Source organism: Cnuibacter physcomitrellae (assembly GCF_014640535.1).
In the GTDB taxonomy this organism is placed as follows: domain Bacteria; phylum Actinomycetota; class Actinomycetes; order Actinomycetales; family Microbacteriaceae; genus Cnuibacter; species Cnuibacter physcomitrellae.
Genome location: NZ_BMHD01000002.1, coordinates 121,605 through 143,613 on the forward strand (window position 1 = coordinate 121,605; position 22,009 = coordinate 143,613).

General features: G+C 71.4%; 16 protein-coding genes. 7 read left to right on the forward strand and 9 right to left on the reverse strand.

Going from position 1 to position 22,009, the window contains the following annotated elements; translation table 11 throughout:
• The first annotated feature begins 10 nt into the window (after positions 1-10).
• The 3 genes from glgX to treZ are packed head-to-tail and all read left to right on the forward strand — an operon-like array spanning position 11 to position 6,285.
• Positions 11-2,212, forward strand: a complete 2,202-nt coding sequence (gene glgX / locus IEX69_RS17475; RefSeq protein WP_085019015.1) for a glycogen debranching protein GlgX — start codon at positions 11-13, stop codon at positions 2,210-2,212.
• Between the two features lie 8 nt (positions 2,213-2,220).
• Positions 2,221-4,539, forward strand: a complete 2,319-nt coding sequence (treY, locus tag IEX69_RS17480) for a malto-oligosyltrehalose synthase (protein WP_085019014.1) — start codon at positions 2,221-2,223, stop codon at positions 4,537-4,539.
• Positions 4,540-4,542: 3 nt separating this feature from the next.
• Complete coding sequence (gene treZ / locus IEX69_RS17485; RefSeq protein ID WP_229756450.1) at positions 4,543-6,285, forward strand: malto-oligosyltrehalose trehalohydrolase; 1,743 nt, start codon at positions 4,543-4,545, stop codon at positions 6,283-6,285.
• Positions 6,286-6,369: 84 nt separating this feature from the next.
• Here the strand turns inward: treZ and IEX69_RS17490 are convergent, their stop codons facing one another.
• Together IEX69_RS17490 and IEX69_RS17495 are read right to left on the reverse strand one after the other, a co-directional pair.
• The gene (locus IEX69_RS17490; protein WP_085019013.1) at positions 6,370-6,774 is read right to left on the reverse strand and encodes a hypothetical protein; all 405 of its coding nucleotides are present in this window, start codon (positions 6,772-6,774) and stop codon (positions 6,370-6,372) included.
• 24 nt (positions 6,775-6,798) lie between these two features.
• Complete coding sequence (locus IEX69_RS17495; RefSeq protein ID WP_085021382.1) at positions 6,799-8,034, reverse strand: DNA polymerase IV; 1,236 nt, start codon at positions 8,032-8,034, stop codon at positions 6,799-6,801.
• A gap of 132 nt (positions 8,035-8,166) precedes the next feature.
• Between IEX69_RS17495 and IEX69_RS17500 the strand changes: the two genes are divergently transcribed.
• Entirely contained in the window at positions 8,167-9,480 is a 1,314-nt protein-coding gene (locus IEX69_RS17500) for an alpha/beta hydrolase (protein ID WP_085019012.1), read from the forward strand.
• On the forward strand, positions 9,477-12,008 hold the full coding sequence (locus IEX69_RS17505) for a bifunctional lysylphosphatidylglycerol flippase/synthetase MprF (RefSeq protein WP_085019011.1): 2,532 nt from the start codon (positions 9,477-9,479) through the stop codon (positions 12,006-12,008). Before IEX69_RS17500 ends, IEX69_RS17505 begins: the two co-directional genes overlap by 4 nt.
• Before the next feature lie 15 nt (positions 12,009-12,023).
• On the opposite strand, the gene IEX69_RS17510 is transcribed toward IEX69_RS17505, so the two are convergent.
• Positions 12,024-12,512: a GNAT family N-acetyltransferase gene (locus tag IEX69_RS17510; RefSeq protein WP_217348680.1), complete on the reverse strand. Its 489-nt coding sequence runs from the start codon at positions 12,510-12,512 to the stop codon at positions 12,024-12,026.
• 76 nt (positions 12,513-12,588) lie between these two features.
• Between IEX69_RS17510 and IEX69_RS17515 the strand changes: the two genes are divergently transcribed.
• Positions 12,589-13,173, forward strand: coding sequence for a TIGR03086 family metal-binding protein (locus tag IEX69_RS17515; protein WP_085019009.1), 585 nt, complete (start codon positions 12,589-12,591; stop codon positions 13,171-13,173).
• Positions 13,174-13,194: 21 nt separating this feature from the next.
• Here IEX69_RS17515 and IEX69_RS17520 read toward each other — a convergent pair whose 3' ends face one another.
• The 6 genes from IEX69_RS17520 to mnmA form a co-directional block, all read right to left on the reverse strand.
• Positions 13,195-13,695, reverse strand: coding sequence for a hypothetical protein (locus IEX69_RS17520; RefSeq protein ID WP_085019008.1), 501 nt, complete (start codon positions 13,693-13,695; stop codon positions 13,195-13,197).
• 99 nt (positions 13,696-13,794) lie between these two features.
• Entirely contained in the window at positions 13,795-15,297 is a 1,503-nt protein-coding gene (gatB, locus tag IEX69_RS17525; RefSeq protein ID WP_085019007.1) for an Asp-tRNA(Asn)/Glu-tRNA(Gln) amidotransferase subunit GatB, read from the reverse strand.
• Positions 15,297-16,838, reverse strand: a complete 1,542-nt coding sequence (gene gatA / locus IEX69_RS17530) for an Asp-tRNA(Asn)/Glu-tRNA(Gln) amidotransferase subunit GatA (RefSeq protein ID WP_085019006.1) — start codon at positions 16,836-16,838, stop codon at positions 15,297-15,299. The genes gatB and gatA overlap by 1 nt, the downstream gene beginning before the upstream one ends.
• The gene (gatC, locus tag IEX69_RS17535; protein WP_085019005.1) at positions 16,838-17,137 is read right to left on the reverse strand and encodes an Asp-tRNA(Asn)/Glu-tRNA(Gln) amidotransferase subunit GatC; all 300 of its coding nucleotides are present in this window, start codon (positions 17,135-17,137) and stop codon (positions 16,838-16,840) included. The genes gatA and gatC overlap by 1 nt, the downstream gene beginning before the upstream one ends.
• 40 nt (positions 17,138-17,177) lie before the next feature.
• A complete protein-coding gene (ligA, locus tag IEX69_RS17540) occupies positions 17,178-19,550 on the reverse strand; it encodes an NAD-dependent DNA ligase LigA (protein ID WP_085019004.1) in 2,373 nt (790 codons plus the stop codon).
• Positions 19,547-20,689, reverse strand: a complete 1,143-nt coding sequence (gene mnmA / locus IEX69_RS17545) for a tRNA 2-thiouridine(34) synthase MnmA (protein ID WP_085019003.1) — start codon at positions 20,687-20,689, stop codon at positions 19,547-19,549. Before mnmA ends, ligA begins: the two co-directional genes overlap by 4 nt.
• A 152-nt stretch (positions 20,690-20,841) precedes the next feature.
• Between mnmA and IEX69_RS17550 the strand changes: the two genes are divergently transcribed.
• Positions 20,842-21,825: an endonuclease/exonuclease/phosphatase family protein gene (locus IEX69_RS17550; RefSeq protein WP_085019002.1), complete on the forward strand. Its 984-nt coding sequence runs from the start codon at positions 20,842-20,844 to the stop codon at positions 21,823-21,825.
• The last annotated feature ends 184 nt before the right edge of the window (positions 21,826-22,009 follow it).

Consider the following 22,009-nt stretch of genomic DNA (forward strand, 5'->3'; position numbering starts at 1 on the left):
AGGAGATCAGATGCAGTCCTGGCCCGGTACGGCCTATCCGCTCGGCGCGACCTACGACGGGAGCGGCACCAACTTCGCCCTGTTCAGCGAGGTGGCCGAGAAGGTCGAGCTCTGCCTGTTCGACGAGCAGGGCGAGGAGACGCGGGTCGAGCTCATCGACGTCGACGCCTTCGTCTGGCACGCCTACCTCCCCCAGGTGCAGCCGGGCCAGCGCTACGGCTACCGCGTCTACGGGCCGTACGAGCCGGAGAAGGGGCTCCGCTGCAACCCCAACAAGATCCTGCTCGACCCGTACGCCAAGGCGACGAGCGGCGGCATCGACTGGGACCAGTCGTTGTTCTCCTACAACTTCGGCGACCCCGACTCGCGCAACGACGACGACTCGGCCGGCCACATGACCCATGGCGTGGTCATCAACCCGTTCTTCGACTGGTCGGGCGACCGACGGCTGCGCATCCCCTACAACCAGTCAGTGATCTACGAGGCCCACGTGAAGGGTCTCACAGAGCTGCACCCGGCCGTGCCGGAGGAGCAGCGCGGCACCTACGCGGGAGTCGCGCACCCCGCCGTGGTCGAGCACCTCCGGAAGCTCGGCGTCACCGCGATCGAGCTGATGCCGGTGCACCAGTTCGTCAACGACTCCACGCTCGTCGACAAGGGGCTGTCGAACTACTGGGGCTACAACACCATCGGCTTCTTCGCCCCGCACCACGCCTACTCGTCCACGGGCGATCACGGTCAGCAGGTGCAGGAGTTCAAGGGCATGGTGAAGACCCTGCACGCCGCCGGCATCGAGGTCATCCTCGACGTGGTCTACAACCACACCGCGGAGGGCAACCACCTCGGGCCGACGCTGTCGTTCCGAGGCATCGACAACGCGGCCTACTACCGCCTCGTCGACGACGACCCGAAGTACTACATGGACTACACGGGCACCGGCAACTCGCTGAACGTCCGACAGCCGCACTCCCTGCAGCTGATCATGGACTCGCTGCGCTACTGGGTCACCGAGATGCACGTCGACGGGTTCCGCTTCGACCTCGCCGCGACGCTCGCCCGCGAGTTCTACGAGGTCGACCGACTGTCGAGCTTCTTCGAGCTCGTGCAGCAGGATCCAGTGGTCTCGCAGGTCAAGCTCATCGCCGAGCCCTGGGACGTCGGCCCCGGCGGGTACCAGGTCGGCAACTTCCCTCCGCAGTGGACGGAGTGGAACGGCAAGTACCGCGACACCGTGCGCGACTTCTGGCGCGGCGAGCCGTCGACCCTCGGCGAGTTCGCCAGCCGGTTCACCGGCTCGGCCGACCTCTACGAGCGCGACGGCCGTCGCCCGGTGGCGTCGATCAACTTCGTCACCGCGCACGACGGCTTCACGCTGCGCGACCTCGTCTCGTACAACGAGAAGCACAACGAGGCCAACGGCGAGGACAACAACGACGGGGAGTCGTCGAACCGGTCCTGGAACTGCGGCGTCGAGGGTCCGACCGACGACCCCGCCGTGCTCGCCCTCCGTGCGCGCCAGCAGCGCAACTTCCTCGCCACGCTCCTGCTCTCCCAGGGTGTGCCGATGGTGCTCCACGGCGACGAGATGGGCCGCACGCAGGACGGCAACAACAACACCTACGCGCAGGACAACGAGCTCACCTGGATCCACTGGGAGACGGAGGACGCCCCGCTCGTCGAGTTCACCGCGGCCGTGACCCGGCTGCGCAAGGACCACCCGACCTTCCGCCGATCCACCTTCTTCGACGGACGTCCGGTGCGCCGCGGCGAGGGCGAGCCCCTGCCCGACATCGTGTGGCTGAACTCCGACGCCACCCCGATGGAGCCCGAGGAGTGGGATGCGCCGCTGTCGCGCTCGGTGGGCGTCTTCCTCAACGGGCAGGGCATCCGGGCGCGCGACTCCCGCGGCCAGGCCCTGGTCGACGAGAACTTCCTGCTCTACTTCAACGCCGACGACTCCGACGTCACGTTCACGATCCCGCAGGCCGAGTACAGCGAGGCCTGGGATGTCGTGATCGACACCGCCGGCGCCTCCGCCGACCTCCTCACGGTGCAGGCCGGGGAGACCATCACGGTCGAGCAGAAGTCGATGGTCGTGCTCATCGCCCACAGCGAGCCCGAGCTCGAGCCCGATCACTCCGTGGCGGCCTCGCTCACGGCTCAGGCGGATGCGGTGGTCACCTCCGCGATCACCCTGCCCAACCTCCAGTGAGGAGCACGATGAGCGACGAGGCCCGCATCCCGCGGTCGACGTACCGGCTGCAGATCACGCCGGAGTTCACTCTCACCGACGCCGCGGAGCTGGTGCCGTACCTGCGCCGGCTCGGCGTCGACTGGGTGTACGTGTCGCCGATCCTGCAGGCGGAGGCCGGCTCGCAGCACGGGTACGACGTCACCGACCACTCCCGCATCGACCGCGAGCGCGGCGGCGAGGAGGGCTTCGACGCGCTCGTCGCCGCGGCGCGCGAGGACGGCGTGGGGCTGCTCGTCGACATCGTGCCGAACCACGTCGGTGTCGCGACGCCCGCGCAGAACCCGTGGTGGTGGGACCTCCTCACCTACGGGCGGGAGTCGCGCTACGCCGAGGCGTTCGACGTCGACTGGGAGGCCGGCGACGGCCGCATCCTCATCCCCGTGCTCGGCGACTCCTCGACGGCCGACCTCGTCGTCGAGGGCGACGAGCTGGTGTACTTCGACAACCGGTACCCGATCGCACCGGGCACAGGTGGCGACGATGCCCAGGCGGTCCACGATCGGCAGCACTACCGTCTGGTCGACTGGCGGCTCGAGAGCACCGACCTCAACTACCGTCGCTTCTTCGCCGTCTCCACCCTCGCGGCGGTGCGCGTCGAGGTGCCGTGGGTGTTCGACGAGTCGCACGCCGAGATCCGGCGCTGGTTCGACGAGGGACTGGCCGACGGCCTCCGCGTCGACCACCCGGACGGGTTGGCCGACCCGGGTGGCTACATCAGCGACCTCGCGGAGCTCACCGGCGGCCGGTACGTCCTCATCGAGAAGATCCTCGAGGGCGACGAGCCCCTGCACCCCGACTGGCCCTCCGCGGGCACGACCGGCTACGACGCGCTCGCGATCCTCGACCGCGTGTTCGTCGACCCGGCGGGCGAGGCGCCGCTGACGGCGCTGGCCGACGAACTGCGCGGGCGCCCGCAGAGCTACGCCGACCTGATCCACGACACGAAGCGGGCCGTCGCAGACGGCATCCTGCAGTCCGAGGTGCGGCGACTGGCCCGCGACATCGTGCGGGCAGGCGGCATCGACGCGACCGACGACGAGGCGGTGCTGCACGACGGCATCGCGGAGCTGCTCACCTGCTTCCCCGTGTACCGCTCCTACCTGCCGCACGGCACGGAGGCGTGGACCCAGACGCTCGAGGCGGCGAAGCAGCGCCGCCCCGACCTCGCCGCCGTGCTCGACGACCTCGCCGCCGCCTTCCAGCGCACCGGGACGGCTCCGAGCATCCGCTTCCAGCAGACCTCGGGCATGGTGATGGCGAAGGGCGTCGAGGACTGCGCGTTCTACCGCTACACCCGCCTCACCAGCCTCACCGAGGTGGGAGCCGAGCCGCAGGAGTTCAGCGTCTCCCCCGCCCGCTTCCACGAGCTCCAGGCGCACCGCGCCTCGGTGCTGCCCGACTCGATGACCACGTTGTCCACCCACGACACGAAGCGGTCCGAGGACACCCGTGCCCGCATCAGTGCGCTCGCCGAGATCCCCGGCGAGTGGGCGGATGCGCTGGGTCGGCTCCGCGAAGCTGCTCCCGTGGGAGACGGGTCGTTCGAGAACCTTCTCTGGCAGGCCGTCGTCGGCGCGTGGCCGCTGTCGCGGGAGCGCGCCCACGCCTACGCCGAGAAGGCGGCCCGCGAGGCCGGCGACTCGACGGCGTGGCTCGACGTCGACGAGGAGTTCGAGGCGCGCATGCATGCCGCCGTCGACGCCGCGTACGACGACCCTGCGGTGCGGGAGATCGTCGAGGACGTGGTGGCGCGTCTGCGTGAGGCCGGCTGGTCGAACTCGCTCGGCGAGAAGCTCGTGCAGCTGACCGCCCCCGGAGTACCCGACGTGTACCAGGGCACCGAGCTCTGGGACCGCTCCCTCGTCGACCCCGACAACCGCCGCCCGGTCGACTACCGCGCGCGGGTGACGACGCTCGACCGCCTCGACGGCGGGTGGACGCCCCCGGTCGACGACGAGGGCGCCGCCAAGCTCCTCGTCGTGTCGCGTGCGCTGCGGCTGCGGCGCGACCGTCCCGAGCTCTTCACGGGGTACCGCCCGCTCGTCGCGGAGGGCGAGGCCGCCGACCACGTCCTCGCCTTCGACCGCGGCGGCGCGATCACCGTCGCGACGCGCCTGCCGATCGGGCTCGCCGCCCGCGGCGGCTGGGGCGACACCGAGATCGAGCTGCCGGGCGGCGAGCTCGTCGAGCTCCTCACCGGACGCCGCCTCGACGGCGGCCGCATCCGACTCGCCGACCTGCTCTCGACCTACCCGGTGGCCCTCGTCACCGAACCGGAGGACTGACCCGTGCTGCGCTGCGACTACGACGTGTGGGCTCCCCGCGCGTCCACCGTCTCGATCGTCCTCGACGGCGAGACGCACGAGATGACCCCCGCCGGCGACGGCTGGTGGACGACCGACGTGCCCTGGCGCGGCGGGGTCGACTACGGCTACCTGCTCGACGGCGAGGGCCCCTTCCCCGACCCGCGGTCCCGCCGCCAGCCGTCCGGAGTACACGGCCTGTCCCGAACCGATGATCCTCGCGGCTTCGAGTGGCACGACGCCGGCTTCACGCCGGTGCCGCTCGCCGACGCGGAGATCTACGAGCTGCACATCGGCACCTTCACGCCGGAGGGCACGCTCGAGGCTGCAGCCACCCGGTTCGACCATCTCCGGTCGATCGGTGTCACGCACATCGAGCTCCTGCCCGTCAACGACTTCAATGGCGAGTACAACTGGGGCTACGACGGGGTCGACTGGTACGCCGTGCACGAGCTGTACGGCGGCCCGGAGGGATACCGCCGCTTCGTCGACGCGGCCCACCAGGCCGGGCTGGCCGTCATCCAGGACGTGGTCTACAACCACCTCGGTCCGAGCGGCAACTACCTGCCGACGTTCGGTCCGTACCTCCATGACGCGTCGGCCAACACCTGGGGCGCCTCGATCAACCTCGACGGCGAGGGGTCGACCGAGGTGCGGTCGTTCATCATCGACAACGCACTCATGTGGCTCGACGACTACCGTGTCGACGGTCTGAGGCTCGACGCGGTCCACGCCCTGGTCGACCACGGCCCGGTGCACCTGCTGGCCGAGCTGTCGGCGGCCGTCGACGAGTTCGCGCAGTCGGAGGGGCGCTCGGTCTCCCTCATCGCCGAGTCCGACCTCAACGACCCCGTGATGTTCACGGAGCGCTCCGAGGGCGGCCACGGTCTCACCGGCCAGTGGAGCGACGACTTCCACCACGCCGTCCACGTCAACCTCACGGGCGAGACGATCGGCTACTACGCCGACTTCGAGTCGGTGGGAGCGCTGGCGAAGGTGCTGACCAAGGGGTTCTACCACGACGGCACGTACTCGAGCTTCCGCGAGCGCGACCACGGCGTCCCGATCGACCGCGAGAACACCGCGACCTGGCGGCTCGTGGTGGCCAACCAGAACCACGACCAGATCGGCAACCGCGCCATCGGCGACAGGCTCACGGCGACGCTCGACGCCGACCGCCTGGCGATCGCGGCCGCGCTGACCATGCTCGGGCCCTTCACACCCATGCTGTTCATGGGCGAGGAGTGGTCGGCGACGACGCCGTGGCAGTTCTTCACCTCGCATCCCGAGCCGGAGCTCGGGGAGGCGACGGCGAAGGGCCGCATCGCCGAGTTCGCAAAGATGGGCTGGGACGAGTCCTCGGTGCCCGACCCGCAGGATCCGGCCACCTTCGAGCGTTCGAAGCTCGACTGGTCCGAACCCGAGCAGCCCGAGCATGCCCGGATGCTGGCGCTGTACCAGCGGCTCGCCGAGCTGCGGCCCGACCTCGTCGAGCTGACGTTCGACGACGTGGCCGTCTCCTACGACGAGGACGCCCGCTGGCTGGTGCTGGATCGGGCGCCCTACGTGCTCGTGGTCAACCTCTCGGACTCGCCCGTCGACGTGACCGCGGTGGCTCCGCAGGCGGGCGAGCCTCTGCTCGACACCGCGGCGTTCCTCCGCTCCGCGCCGCTCGCGGCCGAGACGCTCGGCGCTCCGCACTCGGTCGTGGTCGCCCGCCGCGCCTGACCGCCCCGCCTGACCGCGGCTCGAACGGCGAGGAGCGGCCCTTCCCCACACTCCGGGAGGGCCGCTTCTCGCTGTTCGGCGGACTCATCCGGGGACCAACGCCTCCGATCGGCCCAGCGCAGCGCGCCACCCCCACACCTGGGTGGACGTGCCCACGCCGAAGTCCCGGAAGCTCGACGGCAGGCCGGTGGGAACGGGCTCGAACCAGCCGATGACCCGAGCGCCGCCCTCGGTGAAGATCCTGATGCCGGTCAGCCCCTGCTGGATGACCTTCACACCCGCCAGTTCCGCCATGCCCGGGAGACTGTCGCCCACCCAGGGAAGGACGCCGACGACCAGGTTCGTTCGCGAACCCGTGCCGCTGTCCTTCAGGTCGGTGACCTGCAGGCATCCCCATCGCCCGTCGCTCCGCGACACGGCGATCACGTCCCCGATCCGTAGCTGAGTCGCCGACGTCGGGGTGAAGGGGAACGTCGCCGGCCTGCCCATGGAGTCAGTATCGCGCGAGGGACGTCAGCGGCGGGTGCCGTTGCGGTCGGCGGTCTCGCCGGAGCGGGGCGCGCGGACGAGGGACGCCGGACGGACCGAGTCGATCCCGAAGCGCGCCGTGACCTGGTCGATGGTCTTCTCGGCGTCGTGCCACTCCTCGGCCGGCTCGTCGTCGCCGGGGAAGAGCGCGGGCTGCGAGGAGACGCGACCCGCGGGTGCCAGCTGCTCCATGCGCACCCCGATCAGCCGGACCGACCGCCCGGCGAGGTCGATCCCGGAGAACACCTCCCAGGCCTCGTCGAAGATGCGTCGACCGAGGTCGGTGGGTGTCGAGAGCGTGTGGGACCGGGTGATGGTGGTGAAGTCGGAGAACCGGAGCTTCAACGCCACCGTCCTCCCCTCCACGCCGGAGGCGCGCAGGCGGGCGGCGACCCGGCCGGCCTGGGCGAGCACCTCCCGCCTCAGCTCGTCGAGGTCGGACACGTCGGTGTCGAAGGTGCGCTCGTGCCCGACGCTCTTCTCGGTGCTCTCCGTCTCGACCGCCCTGTCGTCGTGACCGAGGGCGAGCTCGTGCAGCTTCGTGCCGGTCGCCTGCCCCACGGCGCGGACGACCGTGTCGAGCGGAGCGTCGGCGATGTCGCCCACCGTGCGCAGGCCCAGCCTCTCCAGCTGCTCCGCGGTGCGGGCTCCGACGCCCCAGAGCGCGCGCACAGGAAGGGGATGCAGGTAGGCGAGGGTCTCGGAGGCGCGGATCACGAGCATCCCGTCGGGCTTCGCCCGGCCGGAGGCGAGCTTGGCCATGAACTTGGTGGCCGCCACGCCGACGGAGCAGGTGAGCCCCGTCTCGGCCAGGACCCGGGCCCGCAGGTCGGCGGCGATCCGGTCGGACTCCCCCAGGAGCCTCCGGGCACCGGACACGTCGAGGAAGGCCTCGTCGATGCTGAGGGGCTCGACCAGGGGCGTCACCTCGCGGAAGAGCCCCATCACCACCCTGGAGTACTCCCGGTATCGGCTCATGTGCGGCTCGACCACGACCGCGTTCGGGCAGAGACGAAGGGCCGCCCCGACCGGCATGGCCGAGTGCACCCCGTACCGCCTGGCCTCGTAGGTGGCGCTCGTGACCACGCTGCGGGGCGAGCGGCCGCCCACGATCACCGGCTTCCCGCGCAGCTCGGGACGCGAGAGCAGCTCGACCGACGCGAAGAACGCATCCATGTCGACGTGCAGGATCGGCGGACTCGGCTCGGGAAGTCCGGACATGCGTCCGAGCATAGACGCCACCACCGACGCCGAGGCGTCCGCGAGCGCGGCATTCATCGCGGACTCAGCGCGGAACCGTGATACTGGAGGCTGCCCTCCCAGCGGGCAGCACGACCGACCGACGGGAACGGCATGACAGCGATCCTCGACCTGAGCATCATCTCAGGCCCTCTGGTGATCGTGGTCTACGCGGTGTCCGCCCTCGTCGCGCTGCTGCTGATCGCGGTGCGGCCGAGCCGCCGCTGGTCTCGGCGCCGCTGGCTGCTCGTAGCGGCCGTCGCCCTCGTCGCCGGCGCGGTCGTCGGGCTCGTCGCGACCTGGATCGTCAGCGACTGGGCGAACGTCTTCGGCGTGGTCCTCTCCGCCGTGGTGCACACCTGGATCGCGGTGGGCTTCGCCGGCATGGCCCTGGCCGCCGCGTCCTTCGTCCGGGCCACCTGGCGTCGCATCGTCGCCTCCGCGCTGGCTCTGCTGCTGTTCGCCGCGACCACCGCGATGAGCATCAACATCGACATCGGCCAGTACCCCACGGTGCGGAGCGCTCTGGGCCTCAGCGCCTATCAGGGCAACCCGCTCCCTCAGATCTCCGCACCTCCCGCCGGGACGGCACGCTCCACGATCGCCACCTGGACGGCCCCGAACGGGATGCCCGACCACGGCACGGTGGGCGAGGTCGAGATCCCCGCCACCGTCTCGGGCTTCCCGGCGCGCCCCGCCGACGTCTACCTCCCGCCCGCGGCGCTCACCGCCAACCCTCCGCTCCTGCCCGTCCTCATCGTGCTGTCCGGTCAGCCCGGCAACCCGGATGCGCCGCTCTCCGCCGCCAAGCTGCAGCGGAGCCTCGACGCCTACGCCGCCCAGCACCAGGGGCTCGCCCCCATCGTGGTCTCCCCCGACCAGCTGGGCAGCCCCCAGGCGAACCCGATGTGCATCGACTCGCCGCTGGGCAACTCGGCGACCTACCTCACGGTCGACGTGCCGACCTGGATCCGCTCGAACCTGCCCGTGCTCGACTCTCCCGACTACTGGGGCATCGGCGGATTGTCGCAGGGCGGGACCTGCTCCATCCAGCTCGGCGCCGCCCATCCCGAGCTGTTCAGCGCCATCCTCGACGCCTCCGGCGAGCTCGCCCCCTCCCTCGGCGACGAGCAGAAGACCATCGATCAGGGCTTCGGCGGCGACAGCGCCGCCTACGAGGCGGCCACCCCGGCAGCCATCATGGCCGCCAAGGCGCCCTATACGAACATGTACGCCGTCTTCGGCGTCGGGGCGAACGACTCGGGCTTCAAGCCGGGCGTACAGACCCTCTATCAGGATGCCCTCGCTGCCGGCATCGACGCCGTCTACGTCGAGGCGCCGGACAGCGCCCACGACGCCACGGCCTGGGCGTACACCTTCCAGCAGGGGCTCGGCCTGATCGCCGACCGCTGGGGGCTGAACCGATGAAGGCCCGCCTCGCCCACCGTCTCCGCGCCGCGGGCCGGTGGGCCCGATCGATCCCGGTGACCTGGACGATCGTCGGACTGGTGCTCGCGGCGACGATCGTGCGGCTGTCGTTGCACGCCGGGCGGATGACGGCTCAGCTCGACACGCTCGTCTCCACCGGCTTCGACACGGTCTTCCTGCGTCACGACTGGTTCTCCCTGCTGTCGTCGGTGTTCTTCGTGCGCACGCCGGGGCTGCTCGTCGTCGTCGCGATCGTGGCCGTGCTGTGCCTCGGCTGGTCGGAGCGCCGTCTCGGCCACTGGCGCACCGTCGTGGCCTTCGTCGTGGTCAGCGTCCTGGGCATCGTGCTCGGGCTCCTGCTCGACTCCCTCGGCGTCGCCGTCCACCTCTACCCGGCCGAGCAGTCCCGCGGCACGCGGACCCTCGATCCGATCATCGCCGTCGTCGGCGTGGTGATGACCGCGACGGCGTTCACGGGTCCGGTGCTCCGCCGCCGCATCCGGGTGATCGGGTTCGTCTCCCTGCTCACGTTCGTGCTGTACTCCGGGCAGCAGTCCGACATCTTCCGCCTCCTGGCGGCCGCGGTGGGGCTGCTCCTCGGGATGCTGCTGGCCGATCGGAGGGTGACCCTCCGCATCCCGCGATCGACCCACCGCGAGGCGAGGACGATCCTCGCGGCCGTGGTCGCCATCACCGGGCTCGGCCCGCTCATCACGCTCGCGGCCCCCGACTCGACCAGCCTGCTCAACCCGCTCGGGCAGCTCTTCCGCGACCCGCTCCGCGACTACCAGCGCGTCGCGGAGCACTGCGCCACGGGCGACTTCAGCCGCAAGTGCGTCGACGCCCTGGCGCTTTCGCGCCTGGACGGCCCGGGCGCCGTCGCCCTCTCGTTCCTCCCCCTCGTCGCCCTGGTGCTCGCGGCCTGGGGCATCCGGCACGGTCGCCGGATGGCGCTCTGGCTGGCCGTCGGGATCAACGTGATGCTCACCCTCCTCGCGGCGGTGTACTACGGCTTCTTCCCCCTGGTGGCGCCGACGGAGACCACGGTCTTCCAGACCTCCGCCGTCGAGCACTACGGCGTCTTCGTCGTCGTCTCGGTGCTGTTCCCGCTCGCGGTGGCGATCGCGCTCGTCGCGAGCCTCCGCCTCTTCCCCAGGGAGGCGGGGGTGCGCACCGCGCTCCGCTTCTTCGCGGTGGCTGCGGGCCTCTTCGTCGTCGTCGCGAGTGCGTACGTGAGCCTCTCGCTCGTCTTCCGCCACCAGTTCTCGCCGACCGCCTCGCTCTCCTCGCTGCTCCTCGATCTGCCGGAGCGGTTCATCCCCGCCAGCTTCCTCTCGTTCGAGCCGGTCGACGTCTTCCCGACGGGACCCGTCGCGATCGCGATGTACCAGTGGGTCGGCACCGTGTACTGGGTGGCCGTGATGGTACTGGCGGTGATCAGCATGCGCCGCGTCCGCCTCGTCCGCGAGAGCAGCGGCCCGGCGCGCATCCGCGAGCTGGTGAAGTCCGGTGCGGGTGGCGACCTGGCGTGGATGGCGACCTGGACGGGCAACGAGTACTGGTTCGCGGCGGACGGGTCGGCGGTGGCCTATCGGGTGGAGGGCAACGTCGCGATCACGACGGCGGAGCCCCTGGCCCCCGCCGGACGTCAGCACGCCGTCGCGCTCGAGTTCGAGCGCTTCTGCATCGAGCACGGCTGGACGTGCGCGTTCTACTCCGTCTCGGACGCCCTCCGCTCCGAGCTCGCGGCCGACGGATGGGAGTCGATGCGGGTCGCGGAGGAGACGGTGGTGCGACCGGGCGAGTTCACGCTGGAGGGCAAGCGGATGCAGGACATCCGGACGTCGATCAACCGGGCGGCCCGGGAGGGCGTGCACGACGTGTGGACGACGTACCCGGCTCTGACACCCGACCTGGCCGCGCAGGTGCGGGAGATCTCCGAGCTGTGGGTGGCCGAGAAGGGGCTCCCGGAGATGGGCTTCACGCTCGGCGGCATCGACGAGCTGGCGGACCCCGAGGTGGCCCTCATGCTCGCGGTCGACGATGACGGTCGCGTGCAGGGTGTGACGAGCTGGCTCCCCACGTTCCGGGACGGACGGCGCATCGGGCTCACGCTCGACTTCATGCGCCGCCATCCCGACAGCATCAACGGCGTGATGGAGTTCCTCATCGCCGAGACGATCCAGCGGGCGACGCAGGAGGACATCGAGTTCGTGAGCCTGTCGGCGGCTCCTCTCGCCGTCGCGAGCGGACCCGAGGCGGCACAGGGCGCCGCGGCGTCGGAGGCCCCGTCCGGCGCCACGGCGGCCTTCCTGGCGTTCGTGGCCCGGGCTCTCGAGCCCGTCTACGGCTTCCGGTCGCTGCTGCGCTTCAAGATGAAGTTCCGCCCGGAGCTCCGCGAGCTGGCGCTCTGCTACCGCGACCCGATCACCCTCCCGTCGATCGGAGCCGCGATCGCCCGCGCGTACCTGCCGACGCTCTCGGCCCGGCACGCGGTGCGACTGCTCGGTCAGATGCAGCGGCAGTAGAGGCGTCCGGCGAGGTCAGAGCGTCCGCTCGAGGAGCGCCACCTCCACGGTGCCGCCCTTCGTGGACTGCCGTCCGACCTCGGTGAAGCCGAGGCGGGCATGGAAGGCCATCGACTCCGGATTGGGCGGGAGCGTGTTGACCTCGCAGCAGACCCTCGCGCGCTCCCCCTCGGCCGCCACGAACGCCTGCTCGTACAGCCCCCGGCCGATGCCCCGGCCGTGCGCCGACGGATCGACGACGATCCGGTCCACGTAGAGGAAGTCGGTCGACCGCTCCGAGAACCAGCGGTAGTTCTCGCTCGCGTAGTCCGCGCCCGGCTCCAGCGCGAGGAGGAAGCCGAGCAGCTCGTCGTCCTCCAGCGCGGCGACGGCGAGGCCGCAGCGCCCGACGAGCGTCCGCAGCTCGGCGATCGTCAGATCGTTGACGGCGGGCACCGCGTCGGTGTTGAGAGCCGCCACGCGGGCGAGATCGTTCTCGGACAGCGGACGGAACACGATCGGCACGGGATCCGAGCGTACCGGGTGGAATACTCTCCCCTGGACTCGTCTTGACGTGATCGAGCCCCGATCGGAGGTCCCCATGTCCCTCACCCCCGCCTTGACCGATGAGACCACCACCTGGCTGCGTCACCAGCGCACCGCCCACCGCGAGTTCGCCACCCGACTCGCTGCGGTGACCGACTGGTCCGCGCCCACGCCCGACACCGAATGGGACGTGGCCGCCCTGGTCCGCCACGTCATCGAGGAGCAGCAGTGGGTGCCCTGGCTGCTCTCCGGTCTCACCACGAAGCAGGCCCGCTCGCGCCTGGACCGCATCGAGGACGACCTCCGGATGGAGTGGCATCGATACTCGCTCGCGGCGACCACGGCCTGGCGCGATGCCCAGCCCGGTTCGCGGGTCAACCTCTCGTACGACACGGTCGACGTCATCGACTACCTCAAGGAGCAGGTGGCCGACGTCACCATCCACTCCTGGGATCTCGCCCGCGCGGTCGGTGCGTCGGAGGAGCTCGACGAGGACCTCGTCGCCGCCGTCTGGACGGTGTTCGAGCCGCAGCGCGACACCCTCGAGGCGAGCGGGCTCTATGCCTCCCCGGTGGCGGTGCCCGACGACGCCCCGCTCCTCGTGCGTCTGCTCGCCGTGACGGGCCGCGACCCGCGATAGCGGCCCGTCACGGGCGCGCGCTCAGCGCGAGGCGTACGCCATCGATCCGGGGAGCCGGAGCTCCAGCGCGTCGGGGTACAGGGCCACGAGCCCGCGTACCGCCGCCTCGAGGCGGCTCCGGAGCCGGTCGACCTCGACGGCGAGATCCTGCGGATGCGCCTCCGTCGCCTCGATGAACACGTTGCAGGCCGCGACCATCTCGTCGAGCTCGCCCCACGCGGAGGAGGCCGCTCGGAGCTCCGCCCGGGCGGCCCGGACGTCCTTCCGCAGCAGGCGGATCGATCGGACAGCCGAGTTGAGGTCGGAGGACGGGTCGGCCCGGTCGAGCGTCAGCGGAGGCGCGGTGAAGTCGTGCGCGAGGGCCCGACGGGCGGCGATCTCGACGATGAGCAGGCGCAGCGCGCTCACCTCGGTGAGGCGCTCGCTGCGCCTGCCTCTCCAGCGCTCGACGGCGAGGGCGATGAGCGCTCCCCCGGCGACGCTGATGGTGGCGATCACGGCCTGGGCGATGAGGACCTGCATGGCTCCACGCTATCGCCGACCACCGACATCCGAGGGATACGAAAAGCGGCTCCCATCAGGTCAATCGATGGGAGCCGCTGATCGGATGCGGTGGGTCGCCTACTCGGCGGAGGCCCGCTCGAGGACGAGCTCGCGCACGCGAGCCGCGTCGGCCTGACCCCTCATCGCCTTCATCACGGCGCCGATGACCGCACCCGCGGCCTGCACCTTGCCGTCGCGGATCTTGGCGAGGACGTCGGGCTGCGCGGCGAGGGCCTCGTCGATCGCGGCGATCAGCGCGCCGTCGTCGGAGACCACGGCCAGGCCCCGCGCGTCGACGACCTCCTGGGGCGACCCCTCTCCGTCGACGACGCCCTCGAGCACCTGACGGGCGAGGCGGTCGGTGAGCGTCCCGGCGTCGACGAGCGCGACGAGCTGCGCGACGTGCTCGGGCGACACGAGCGTGGCGGCGTCGACCTCACGGGCGTTCGCCAGACGCGAGATCTCGCCCGACCACCACTTGCGGGCGGACTGCGGGGCGGATCCTGCGGCGATGGTCTGCTCGACGCTGGCGACGAGACCGGCGTTCGCGATGTCCTGGAACTCGAGGTCGGTGAACGCCCACTCGCTCTTGAGCCGTCGGCGACGGGCCGCGGGCGGCTCGGGCAGAGCGGCACGCAGCTCCTCGACGAGCGCCGCGGAGGGCACCACGGGCAGCAGGTCGGGCTCGGGGAAGTACCGGTAGTCGTCGGCGTCGGACTTGGGCCGGCCCGCGGAGGTGGCGCCGGTGTCCTCGTGCCAGTGCCGGGTCTCCTGGGTGATGGTGCCGCCCTTGGCGAGGATGGCGGCCTGCCGCTGGATCTCGTAGCGCACCGCCCGCTCGACCGAGCGCAGCGAGTTCACGTTCTTCGTCTCGGTGCGGGTGCCGAGCTTCTCCTGGCCGCGCGGCCGAAGGGAGACGTTGGCGTCGCAGCGGAGGTTGCCGCGCTCCATCCGAGCATCCGAGATGCCGAGGGCGATGACGATGTCGCGGATGGTCGCGACATAGGCCTTCGCGATCTCCGGGGCGTCCTTCTCGGCGCCGAAGATCGGGCGCGTGACGATCTCGACCAGCGGCACGCCCGCGCGGTTGTAGTCGACCAGCGAGTACTCGGCACCCTGGATGCGACCGGTCGCGCCGCCGACGTGCGTCAGCTTGCCGGCGTCCTCCTCCATGTGGGCGCGCTCGATGGGCACCGTGATGATCCGGCCGTCGGAGAGCTCCACGTCGACCTGGCCGTCGAAGGCGATCGGCTCGTCGTACTGCGAGATCTGGTAGTTCTTCGCCAGGTCGGGGTAGAAGTAGTTCTTCCGCGCGAACCGGCTCGACTCGGCGATGCTGCAGCCGAGCGCCAGCCCGAGCGAGATGCTGTACCGCACCGCCTGACCGTTGACCACGGGCAGCGATCCCGGGAGTCCGAGGTCGACCGGGGTGATGTTCGTGTTGGGCTCGCCGCCGAAGAAGTTGGGGGCGGAGGAGAACATCTTCGTCTTGGTGTTGAGCTCGACGTGCACCTCGAAGCCCAGCACGGGCTCGAAGCGCTCGAGGGCCTCGTCGAAGTCCATCAGTTCGTCGCGGGCCATCAGACCGCCCCTCCCTCTGCAGCAGCCATCTCGCCCGGGGTCAGGTCGGGCGCCTTCGTCAGGAGCGGAGCCCCCCAGCGCGACTCGAGCAGTCCCTCGACCACGGCGCCGACGCGGTAGAGCTGCGCGTCCTCCCTGGCAGGGGCGAGCAGCTGGAGGCCGACGGGCAGGCCGTCCTCGGCGGCGAGGCCCACCGGGACGGACATCCCCGGGATGCCCGCCAGGTTCGCGGGGATCGTGGCGATGTCACCGAGGTACATGGCCATCGGGTCCTCGGTCTTCTCGCCGAGCCGGAACGCGGTCGTGGGCGCGGTGGGCGACACGAGCACGTCGGCCTGCGCGAACGCCGCCGCGAAGTCGCGCTGGACGAGCGTGCGCACCTTCTGGGCGCTGCCGTAGTAGGCGTCGTAGTAGCCGGCGCTGAGCGCGTAGGTGCCCAGGATGATGCGGCGCTTGGCCTCGGCGCCGAAGCCCACCTCGCGGGTGGCCGACATGACGTCCTCCACGGTGCCGCCCCCGGGCGGGTTCACGCGCAGGCCGAACCTCACCGAGTCGAACTTCGCCAGGTTCGACGACGCCTCGGCGGGCATGATCAGGTAGTACGCCGAGATGGCGTACTCGAGGCTCGGCAGGCTGACCTCGACGATCTCCGCCCCGGCCGACTCGAGAGCGGCCACGGCCTCGCGGAAGCGCTCGAGCACACCGGGCTGGAAGCCCTCTCCGCTCAGCTGTGAGACGACGCCGATGCGCAGTCCCTTGACGTCGCCTCGACGGGCCGCCTCGGCCATCGACGGCCACGGGTCGGTGAGCGAGGTGGAGTCGCGGGGATCGTGACCGGCGATGACGTCGTGCAGCAGCGCGGAGTCGAGCACGGTGCGGCTGCACGGTCCGATCTGGTCGAGCGACGACGCCAGCGCGATCGCGCCGTAGCGGCTGACGCCGCCGTAGGTGGGCTTGACGCCCACCGTGCCGGTGAGGTGCGCGGGCTGGCGGATGGAGCCGCCCGTGTCGCTGCCGAGGGCGAGGGGCGCCTCGAAGGCCGCGACCGCGGCGGCGGAGCCTCCGCCCGATCCGCCGGGGATGCGCTCGAGGTCCCACGGGTTGCGGGTGGGACCGTAGGCGGAGTGCTCGGTGCTCGAGCCCATCGCGAACTCGTCCATGTTCGTCTTGCCGATCGGCACCAGGCCCGCTGCGCGCACCTTCGTCATGACGGTCGCGTCGTACGGCGGTCGCCAGCCCTCGAGGATGCGGCTGCCGCTCGTGGTGGGCATGTCGTTCGTGACGATGACGTCCTTCACGGCGAGCGGGACGCCCGCGAGGGCGTGGAGCTGCTCGCCCGCGGCGCGGCGGCGGTCGATCTCCTCCGCTGCCGCGAGGCTCAGCTCGGAATCGGTGTGCAGGAACGCGTGGACGTCGCCGTCGACGGCGCCGATGCGGTCGAGGTGCGCGCGCGTGGCCTCGACGCTCGACACCTCGCCCGCGGCGAGCTTCTCGGCCAGGGCCGAGGCGTCGAGGCGGATGATCTCGTGGGCGTGCTGCATCACTGCTCCTCACCGAGGATCGCGGTGACCCGGAACCGCGATCCGTCGTGGTCGGGGGCCCCGGCGAGCGCCTGCTCGGTGGTCAGCGTCTCGCCGGGCACGTCGTCGCGGAAGACGTTCTCGAGCGGGATGGGGTGGCTCGTCGCCGGCACGTCGGGCGTGGCGACCTCGGAGACCTTCGCGACGTCGTCGACGATCGAGCGCAGGTCGCTGGTGAGGCTCTGGATCTCGTCGGGTGTCAGCGCGATGCGAGCCAGACTCGCCAGATGGGCGACCTGCTCGGTGGTTATCTCGGACATGCTGCTCCGTGGTCGGGGACGGCTCGGGGACTGAACGATCCTACTCGGCGGGCCCGTCGTCCTCCTGTGCCGGAGCCTCCTCGTGGGCCTCGCCGGCCGCGTCGTCGGCGGGATCGCCGGCCGGGGCGAGCGCATCCGGGCCCTGGGTGACGAGGAGGTGGAACTCGGCCGCGTCGAGGATGCGCAGGCCCAGCTGCTCCGCCTTGGTGAGCTTGGAGCCGGCCCCCGGGCCGGCGGCCACGAAGTCGGTCTTCTTGCTCACGCTCGACGCCGCCTTGCCGCCCGCGTTGATGATCGCCTCCTGAGCCCCTTCGCGCGTGTAGCCCTCGAGCGATCCCGTGGCGACCACGGTGAGCCCCTCGAGCACGCCGCCCGCGCCCACCGAAGCCCCCGGACCCGGATGCCCGGGCGTGGCGAACTGCACGCCCGCGGCCGCCCAGCGGTCGAGGATCTCGACGTGCCAGTCGACCGTGAACCAGTCGATCAGCGCGTCGGCGATGATGCCGCCCACGCCCTCGACGGCGGCGAGCTCGTCGCGGGTGGCGGAGCGGATGGCGTCGAGGGAGCCGAACCAGTCGGCGAGCGCCCGCGCCGCCACAGGGCCGACGTGCCGGATGCTGAGGGCGACGAGGATGCGCCACAGCGGCTTGGTCTTCGCGGCCTCGATGTTGGCCAGCAGCTCGACGGCCGCCGACGAGGGCACGGACTGGGCGTCGCCCCAGAACTCGGGCGAGCCCGGCACGGCCATCTCGTCGAAGGCCGGATCCTTCTTCGTCCGGCGCCGACGGAACGGGGTGACGAGCTTCGGGTCACCGGACTCGGTGAGCTTCTCGAGACCGGTCTCGTTGTCGCGGACGACCGCACGGATGGGGAAGAGGTCGCTCATGGTGAGCGAGAACAGGCCCGCCTCGGTGACGAGCGGCGGGGTGGCCGGCTCGATCGGCTGCGTCAGCGCGGCCGCGGAGACCTCGCCGAGCCCCTCGATGTCGAGCGCGCCGCGCGAGCCCGCGTGCTCGACCCGCCCGCGCACCTGCGCGGGGCAGCTCCGCGAGTTCGGGCAGCGGAGGTCGATGTCGCCCTCCTTGGCGGGGGCGAGCCGGGTCCCGCACTCGGGGCAGAGCTCGGGCATCACGAACTCCCGCTCGGTGCCGTCGCGGAGCTCTACCACCGGGCCGAGCACCTCCGGGATGACGTCGCCCGCCTTGCGGAGCACGACCGTGTCGCCGATGAGCACGCCCTTGGCCTTCACGACGTCCTGGTTGTGGAGCGTGGCCTGGCGGACCTCCGACCCCGCCACCTCCACCTTCTCCATCACGGCGAAGGGCGTGGCCCTCCCCGTGCGGCCGACCGAGACGACGATGTCGAGGAGCTTGGTGTTGACCTCCTCGGGAGGGTACTTGTAGGCCGTGGCCCAGCGGGGGGCACGGCTGGTGGCGCCGAGCTCCGCGTGCAGCGCGAGGTCGTCGACCTTCACCACGATGCCGTCGATCTGGTGCTCGACGGCGGCGCGGTGCTCGCCGTAGTAGCGGATGAACCCGGCGACCTCGTCGATCGTGTCGAACACCCGGTAGTGCGTCGACGTCGGCAGACCCCATCCCTTGAGGAGGTCGTACACCTCGGACTGCGCCGCGACCGGCGGATCCGGCCAGGCGCCGATGCCGTGCACGAGCATCCGCAGCCGTGACAGCCGAGCGTGCATGAGCGCCAGCTGCCGGTCGTTCTTGCCCTCGCGCTTCTGCCTCAGCGATCCGCTGGCGGCGTTGCGGGGGTTGGCGAACACGCGCTCCCCGGCCTCGATCTGACCGCGGTTGAGCTCCTCGAAGGCCTCGACCGGGAAGAAGATCTCGCCCCTGACCTCGACGAGGGGCGGATGCCCCGTGCCCTGCAGCCTCGACGGGATCGACTCGATCTGCAGCACGTTCTGCGTCACGTCCTCGCCGACCACGCCATCGCCGCGGGTGGCCGCGGTGACGAGCACGCCGTCCTCATAGCGGAGGTTGATCGCGAGACCGTCGATCTTGAGCTCGCTGAGGTAGCGCACGGAGGCTCGCCCCGCGTCGCGCTCGACCTTGGCGGCCCACTCGTCGAGCTCCTCCTCGCTGAACACGTTGTCGAGGCTGAGCATCCGCTCGGCGTGGGTGACGGGGGCGAACAGGGTGGTCTCGGCGCGGCCGCCGACGGTCTGGGTGGGGCTGTCGGCGGACTGCAGCTCGGGGTGCAGCCGTTCGAGCTCGCCGAGGCGGCGCACCATCGCGTCGTACTCGGCGTCGGTGACGGTCGAGGCGTCGTTCTCGTAGTACTCGTCGCGCAGCTCGAGGATGCGGGTGGTGAGGCGGTCGGCCTCCGCCTTGGCCGCCGCGAGGTCGGGGGCGGACTCCTCCGGGAGGGCGTCGGTCGTCGTCGCGTCGCTCATCGAGCGGCCTTCCCGCCGACCAGAGCCGGCACGGCGCTGACCGTGCGGTCGATCGTGCACTGGCCGAGGACGCGCGTGCCTACGTACACGACGGCCGTCTGGCCCGGAGCGACGCCGTCGAGCGGGACGGCGGGAGTGATGACGAGCTCGTCGCCCTCCTCCCCCGCTGCGGGGCGGAGGCGGGCGGTCGCGTCGACCGGGTCGCCGTGGGCCCGGATCTGCACCTGGCAGGCGAACTCGGTGGTCGCGTCGGCGGGCGGACGGCCGGCCCAGGTGTAGCGGGACCCGGCCAGCTCGGCCACGGCGAGCGCCTCGCGCGGCCCGACGACCACCTCGTTGCTCACGGGCCGCACCTCGAGCACGAACCGCGGTCGCCCATCGGGCGCAGGGACGCCGAGGTTCAGACCGCGCCGCTGGCCGACGGTGAAGCGGTGGGCGCCCTCGTGGGCGCCCACGACCTCGCCCGCCGCGTCGACGATGGGACCGGGCTCGACGCCCACGCGGTCGGCGAGCCAGCCCGCCGTGTCGCCGTCGGGGATGAAGCAGATGTCGTGGCTGTCGGGCTTGGCCGCCACCGACAGACCGCGGGCGGCCGCCTCGGCACGGACCTCGGCCTTCGAGGGCGTGGACCCGAGCGGGAACATGCTGTGGGCCAGCTGCTCGGCCGTGAGCACGCCCAGCACGTAGGACTGGTCCTTCGCCCAGTCGGCGGCGCGGTGGAGCTCGCGGTCGCCGTTCTCGTCGACGACGATGCTGGCGTAGTGCCCGGTGCACACGGCGTCGAAGCCGAGGCTGCGCGCCTTGTCGAGCAGGGCGGCGAACTTGATGCGCTCGTTGCAGCGCATGCAGGGATTGGGCGTGCGGCCGGCGCGGTACTCGCTGACGAAGTCGTCGACGACGTCCTCCTTGAAGCGCTCCGAGAAGTCCCACACGTAGTACGGGATGCCGATGACGTTCGCGGCGCGCTGGGCGTCCATCGAGTCCTCGATGGTGCAGCAGCCGCGGCTGCCGGTGCGCAGGGTGCCGGGCATGCGCGACAGCGCGAGGTGCACCCCGACGACGTCGTGACCGGCGTCGACCGCACGCGCGGCGGCCACGGCGGAGTCGACCCCGCCCGACATGGCAGCAAGGACCTTCATGGCCTCGAGTCTACGGCGGGCATCCGACAGCGGCCCGGGCGTGTGCGCAGGCCCGTCGGCCCGCCCGGGAGCGCCTTCCGGGTCGTGACACTGCGGCTTTCGTCAGGTGTGTCGCGGCTCCTCTTCAGAGTCACCGGGCAGAATCGGAGTCGATGGCCACCCTGATCGACGAGCCCCGCCAGAGCATGCCCACCCGAGCCCCCCGCCGACGCCGCAGCCCGCGGGTCGGGCTCGCGGTCACGTGCGTCGTGCTCTCGTTGGCGCTGGCCCTGGTGCTCGTCGCGCATCGCTGGATCCCGGACGCCGGTGGCCTCCGGCTCGTGATCGAGTCGGGGCTGCCCTGGCTGGGGCTCGCGATCCCCGTGCTCCTGGTCTTCGCGCTGCTCTCGCACAGCAAGGGCGCGATCGCGGCGACGGTGGTGCCCGCGCTGGTCTGGGCCGTCGTCTTCATCCCGGCCATGCTCCCGCTGTCCTGGACCGGGTCGCCCGCCACCGCATCCGACACGCTCACCGTCGCGAGCCAGAACGTGGAGGCCGACTCGGGGACGGCGGCCGAGTCCGCGACGGCGCTCGCCGCGACGGGCGCTCAGGTGATCGCGCTCCAGGAGATGGACGACGACGCCCGCGCCGAGGTGGACGCGGTCCTCGACGACCGCTACGCCTACTCCTACGGGATCGGCACGGTCGGCCTGTGGAGCTCGTACCCCATCGAGAACGCGCAGATGCTCGACCTCGGGCTCGGCTGGCAGCGCGGCATCGCCGCCGACCTCTCGACGCCGGTCGGGCTGGTGTCGATCTACGTCATCCATGCCGCATCCGCCCGCCCCGACGACCACGCCGACCGCGACACGATGCTCGCGAACCTCGCCGACTACGCCCAGCGCGACCCGAACAGCCGCCTGATCATGATGGGCGACTTCAACGCGGGCGCCTCCGACCGCAACCTCTCGGCGCTCACGTCGCAGCTCTCCGAGCCCAACCAGTCCGGCGGCGGTCTCGGGTTCACCTGGCCCGCGAGCCTCCCGCTCACCCGTCCCGACCACGTCCTCGCCCGGGGCATGGAGGCCACGTCGAACACCACGACCCGCGCCGGCGCCAGCGACCACCTCGCCCTCATCACCACCTTCGCCCTCTGACCCCCGCCCCCGGCGCCGCCCGCGCTCCCGCCCCGCCCCGGGCCGCGCGTCCCGCGCCGCCCGCGCTCCCCGCGCTGAGCGCGCTGCCCGCGCCGAGCGCACTGAGCCAACTCCGGAGATCCGGCTCATCCTGAGGCAACTCCGGAGTTCCACCGGCGTGTCCCGCCGAGAGTCCGGAATTGGC

Excerpts from the sequence above, each read along its gene's own strand:
- glgX (WP_085019015.1), top strand. The coding sequence starts at position 11 with ATGCAGTCCTGGCCCGGTACGGCCTATCCGCTCGGCGCGACCTACGAC.
- treY (WP_085019014.1), top strand. The coding sequence starts at position 2,221 with ATGAGCGACGAGGCCCGCATCCCGCGGTCGACGTACCGGCTGCAGATC.
- IEX69_RS17490 (WP_085019013.1), bottom strand. The coding sequence starts at position 6,774 with ATGGGCAGGCCGGCGACGTTCCCCTTCACCCCGACGTCGGCGACTCAG.
- IEX69_RS17495 (WP_085021382.1), bottom strand. The coding sequence starts at position 8,034 with ATGTCCGGACTTCCCGAGCCGAGTCCGCCGATCCTGCACGTCGACATG.
- IEX69_RS17500 (WP_085019012.1), top strand. The coding sequence starts at position 8,167 with ATGACAGCGATCCTCGACCTGAGCATCATCTCAGGCCCTCTGGTGATC.
- IEX69_RS17505 (WP_085019011.1), top strand. The coding sequence starts at position 9,477 with ATGAAGGCCCGCCTCGCCCACCGTCTCCGCGCCGCGGGCCGGTGGGCC.
- IEX69_RS17515 (WP_085019009.1), top strand. The coding sequence starts at position 12,589 with ATGTCCCTCACCCCCGCCTTGACCGATGAGACCACCACCTGGCTGCGT.
- IEX69_RS17520 (WP_085019008.1), bottom strand. The coding sequence starts at position 13,695 with ATGCAGGTCCTCATCGCCCAGGCCGTGATCGCCACCATCAGCGTCGCC.
- gatB (WP_085019007.1), bottom strand. The coding sequence starts at position 15,297 with ATGGCCCGCGACGAACTGATGGACTTCGACGAGGCCCTCGAGCGCTTC.
- gatA (WP_085019006.1), bottom strand. The coding sequence starts at position 16,838 with ATGCAGCACGCCCACGAGATCATCCGCCTCGACGCCTCGGCCCTGGCC.
- gatC (WP_085019005.1), bottom strand. The coding sequence starts at position 17,137 with ATGTCCGAGATAACCACCGAGCAGGTCGCCCATCTGGCGAGTCTGGCT.
- ligA (WP_085019004.1), bottom strand. The coding sequence starts at position 19,550 with ATGAGCGACGCGACGACGACCGACGCCCTCCCGGAGGAGTCCGCCCCC.
- mnmA (WP_085019003.1), bottom strand. The coding sequence starts at position 20,689 with ATGAAGGTCCTTGCTGCCATGTCGGGCGGGGTCGACTCCGCCGTGGCC.
- IEX69_RS17550 (WP_085019002.1), top strand. The coding sequence starts at position 20,842 with ATGGCCACCCTGATCGACGAGCCCCGCCAGAGCATGCCCACCCGAGCC.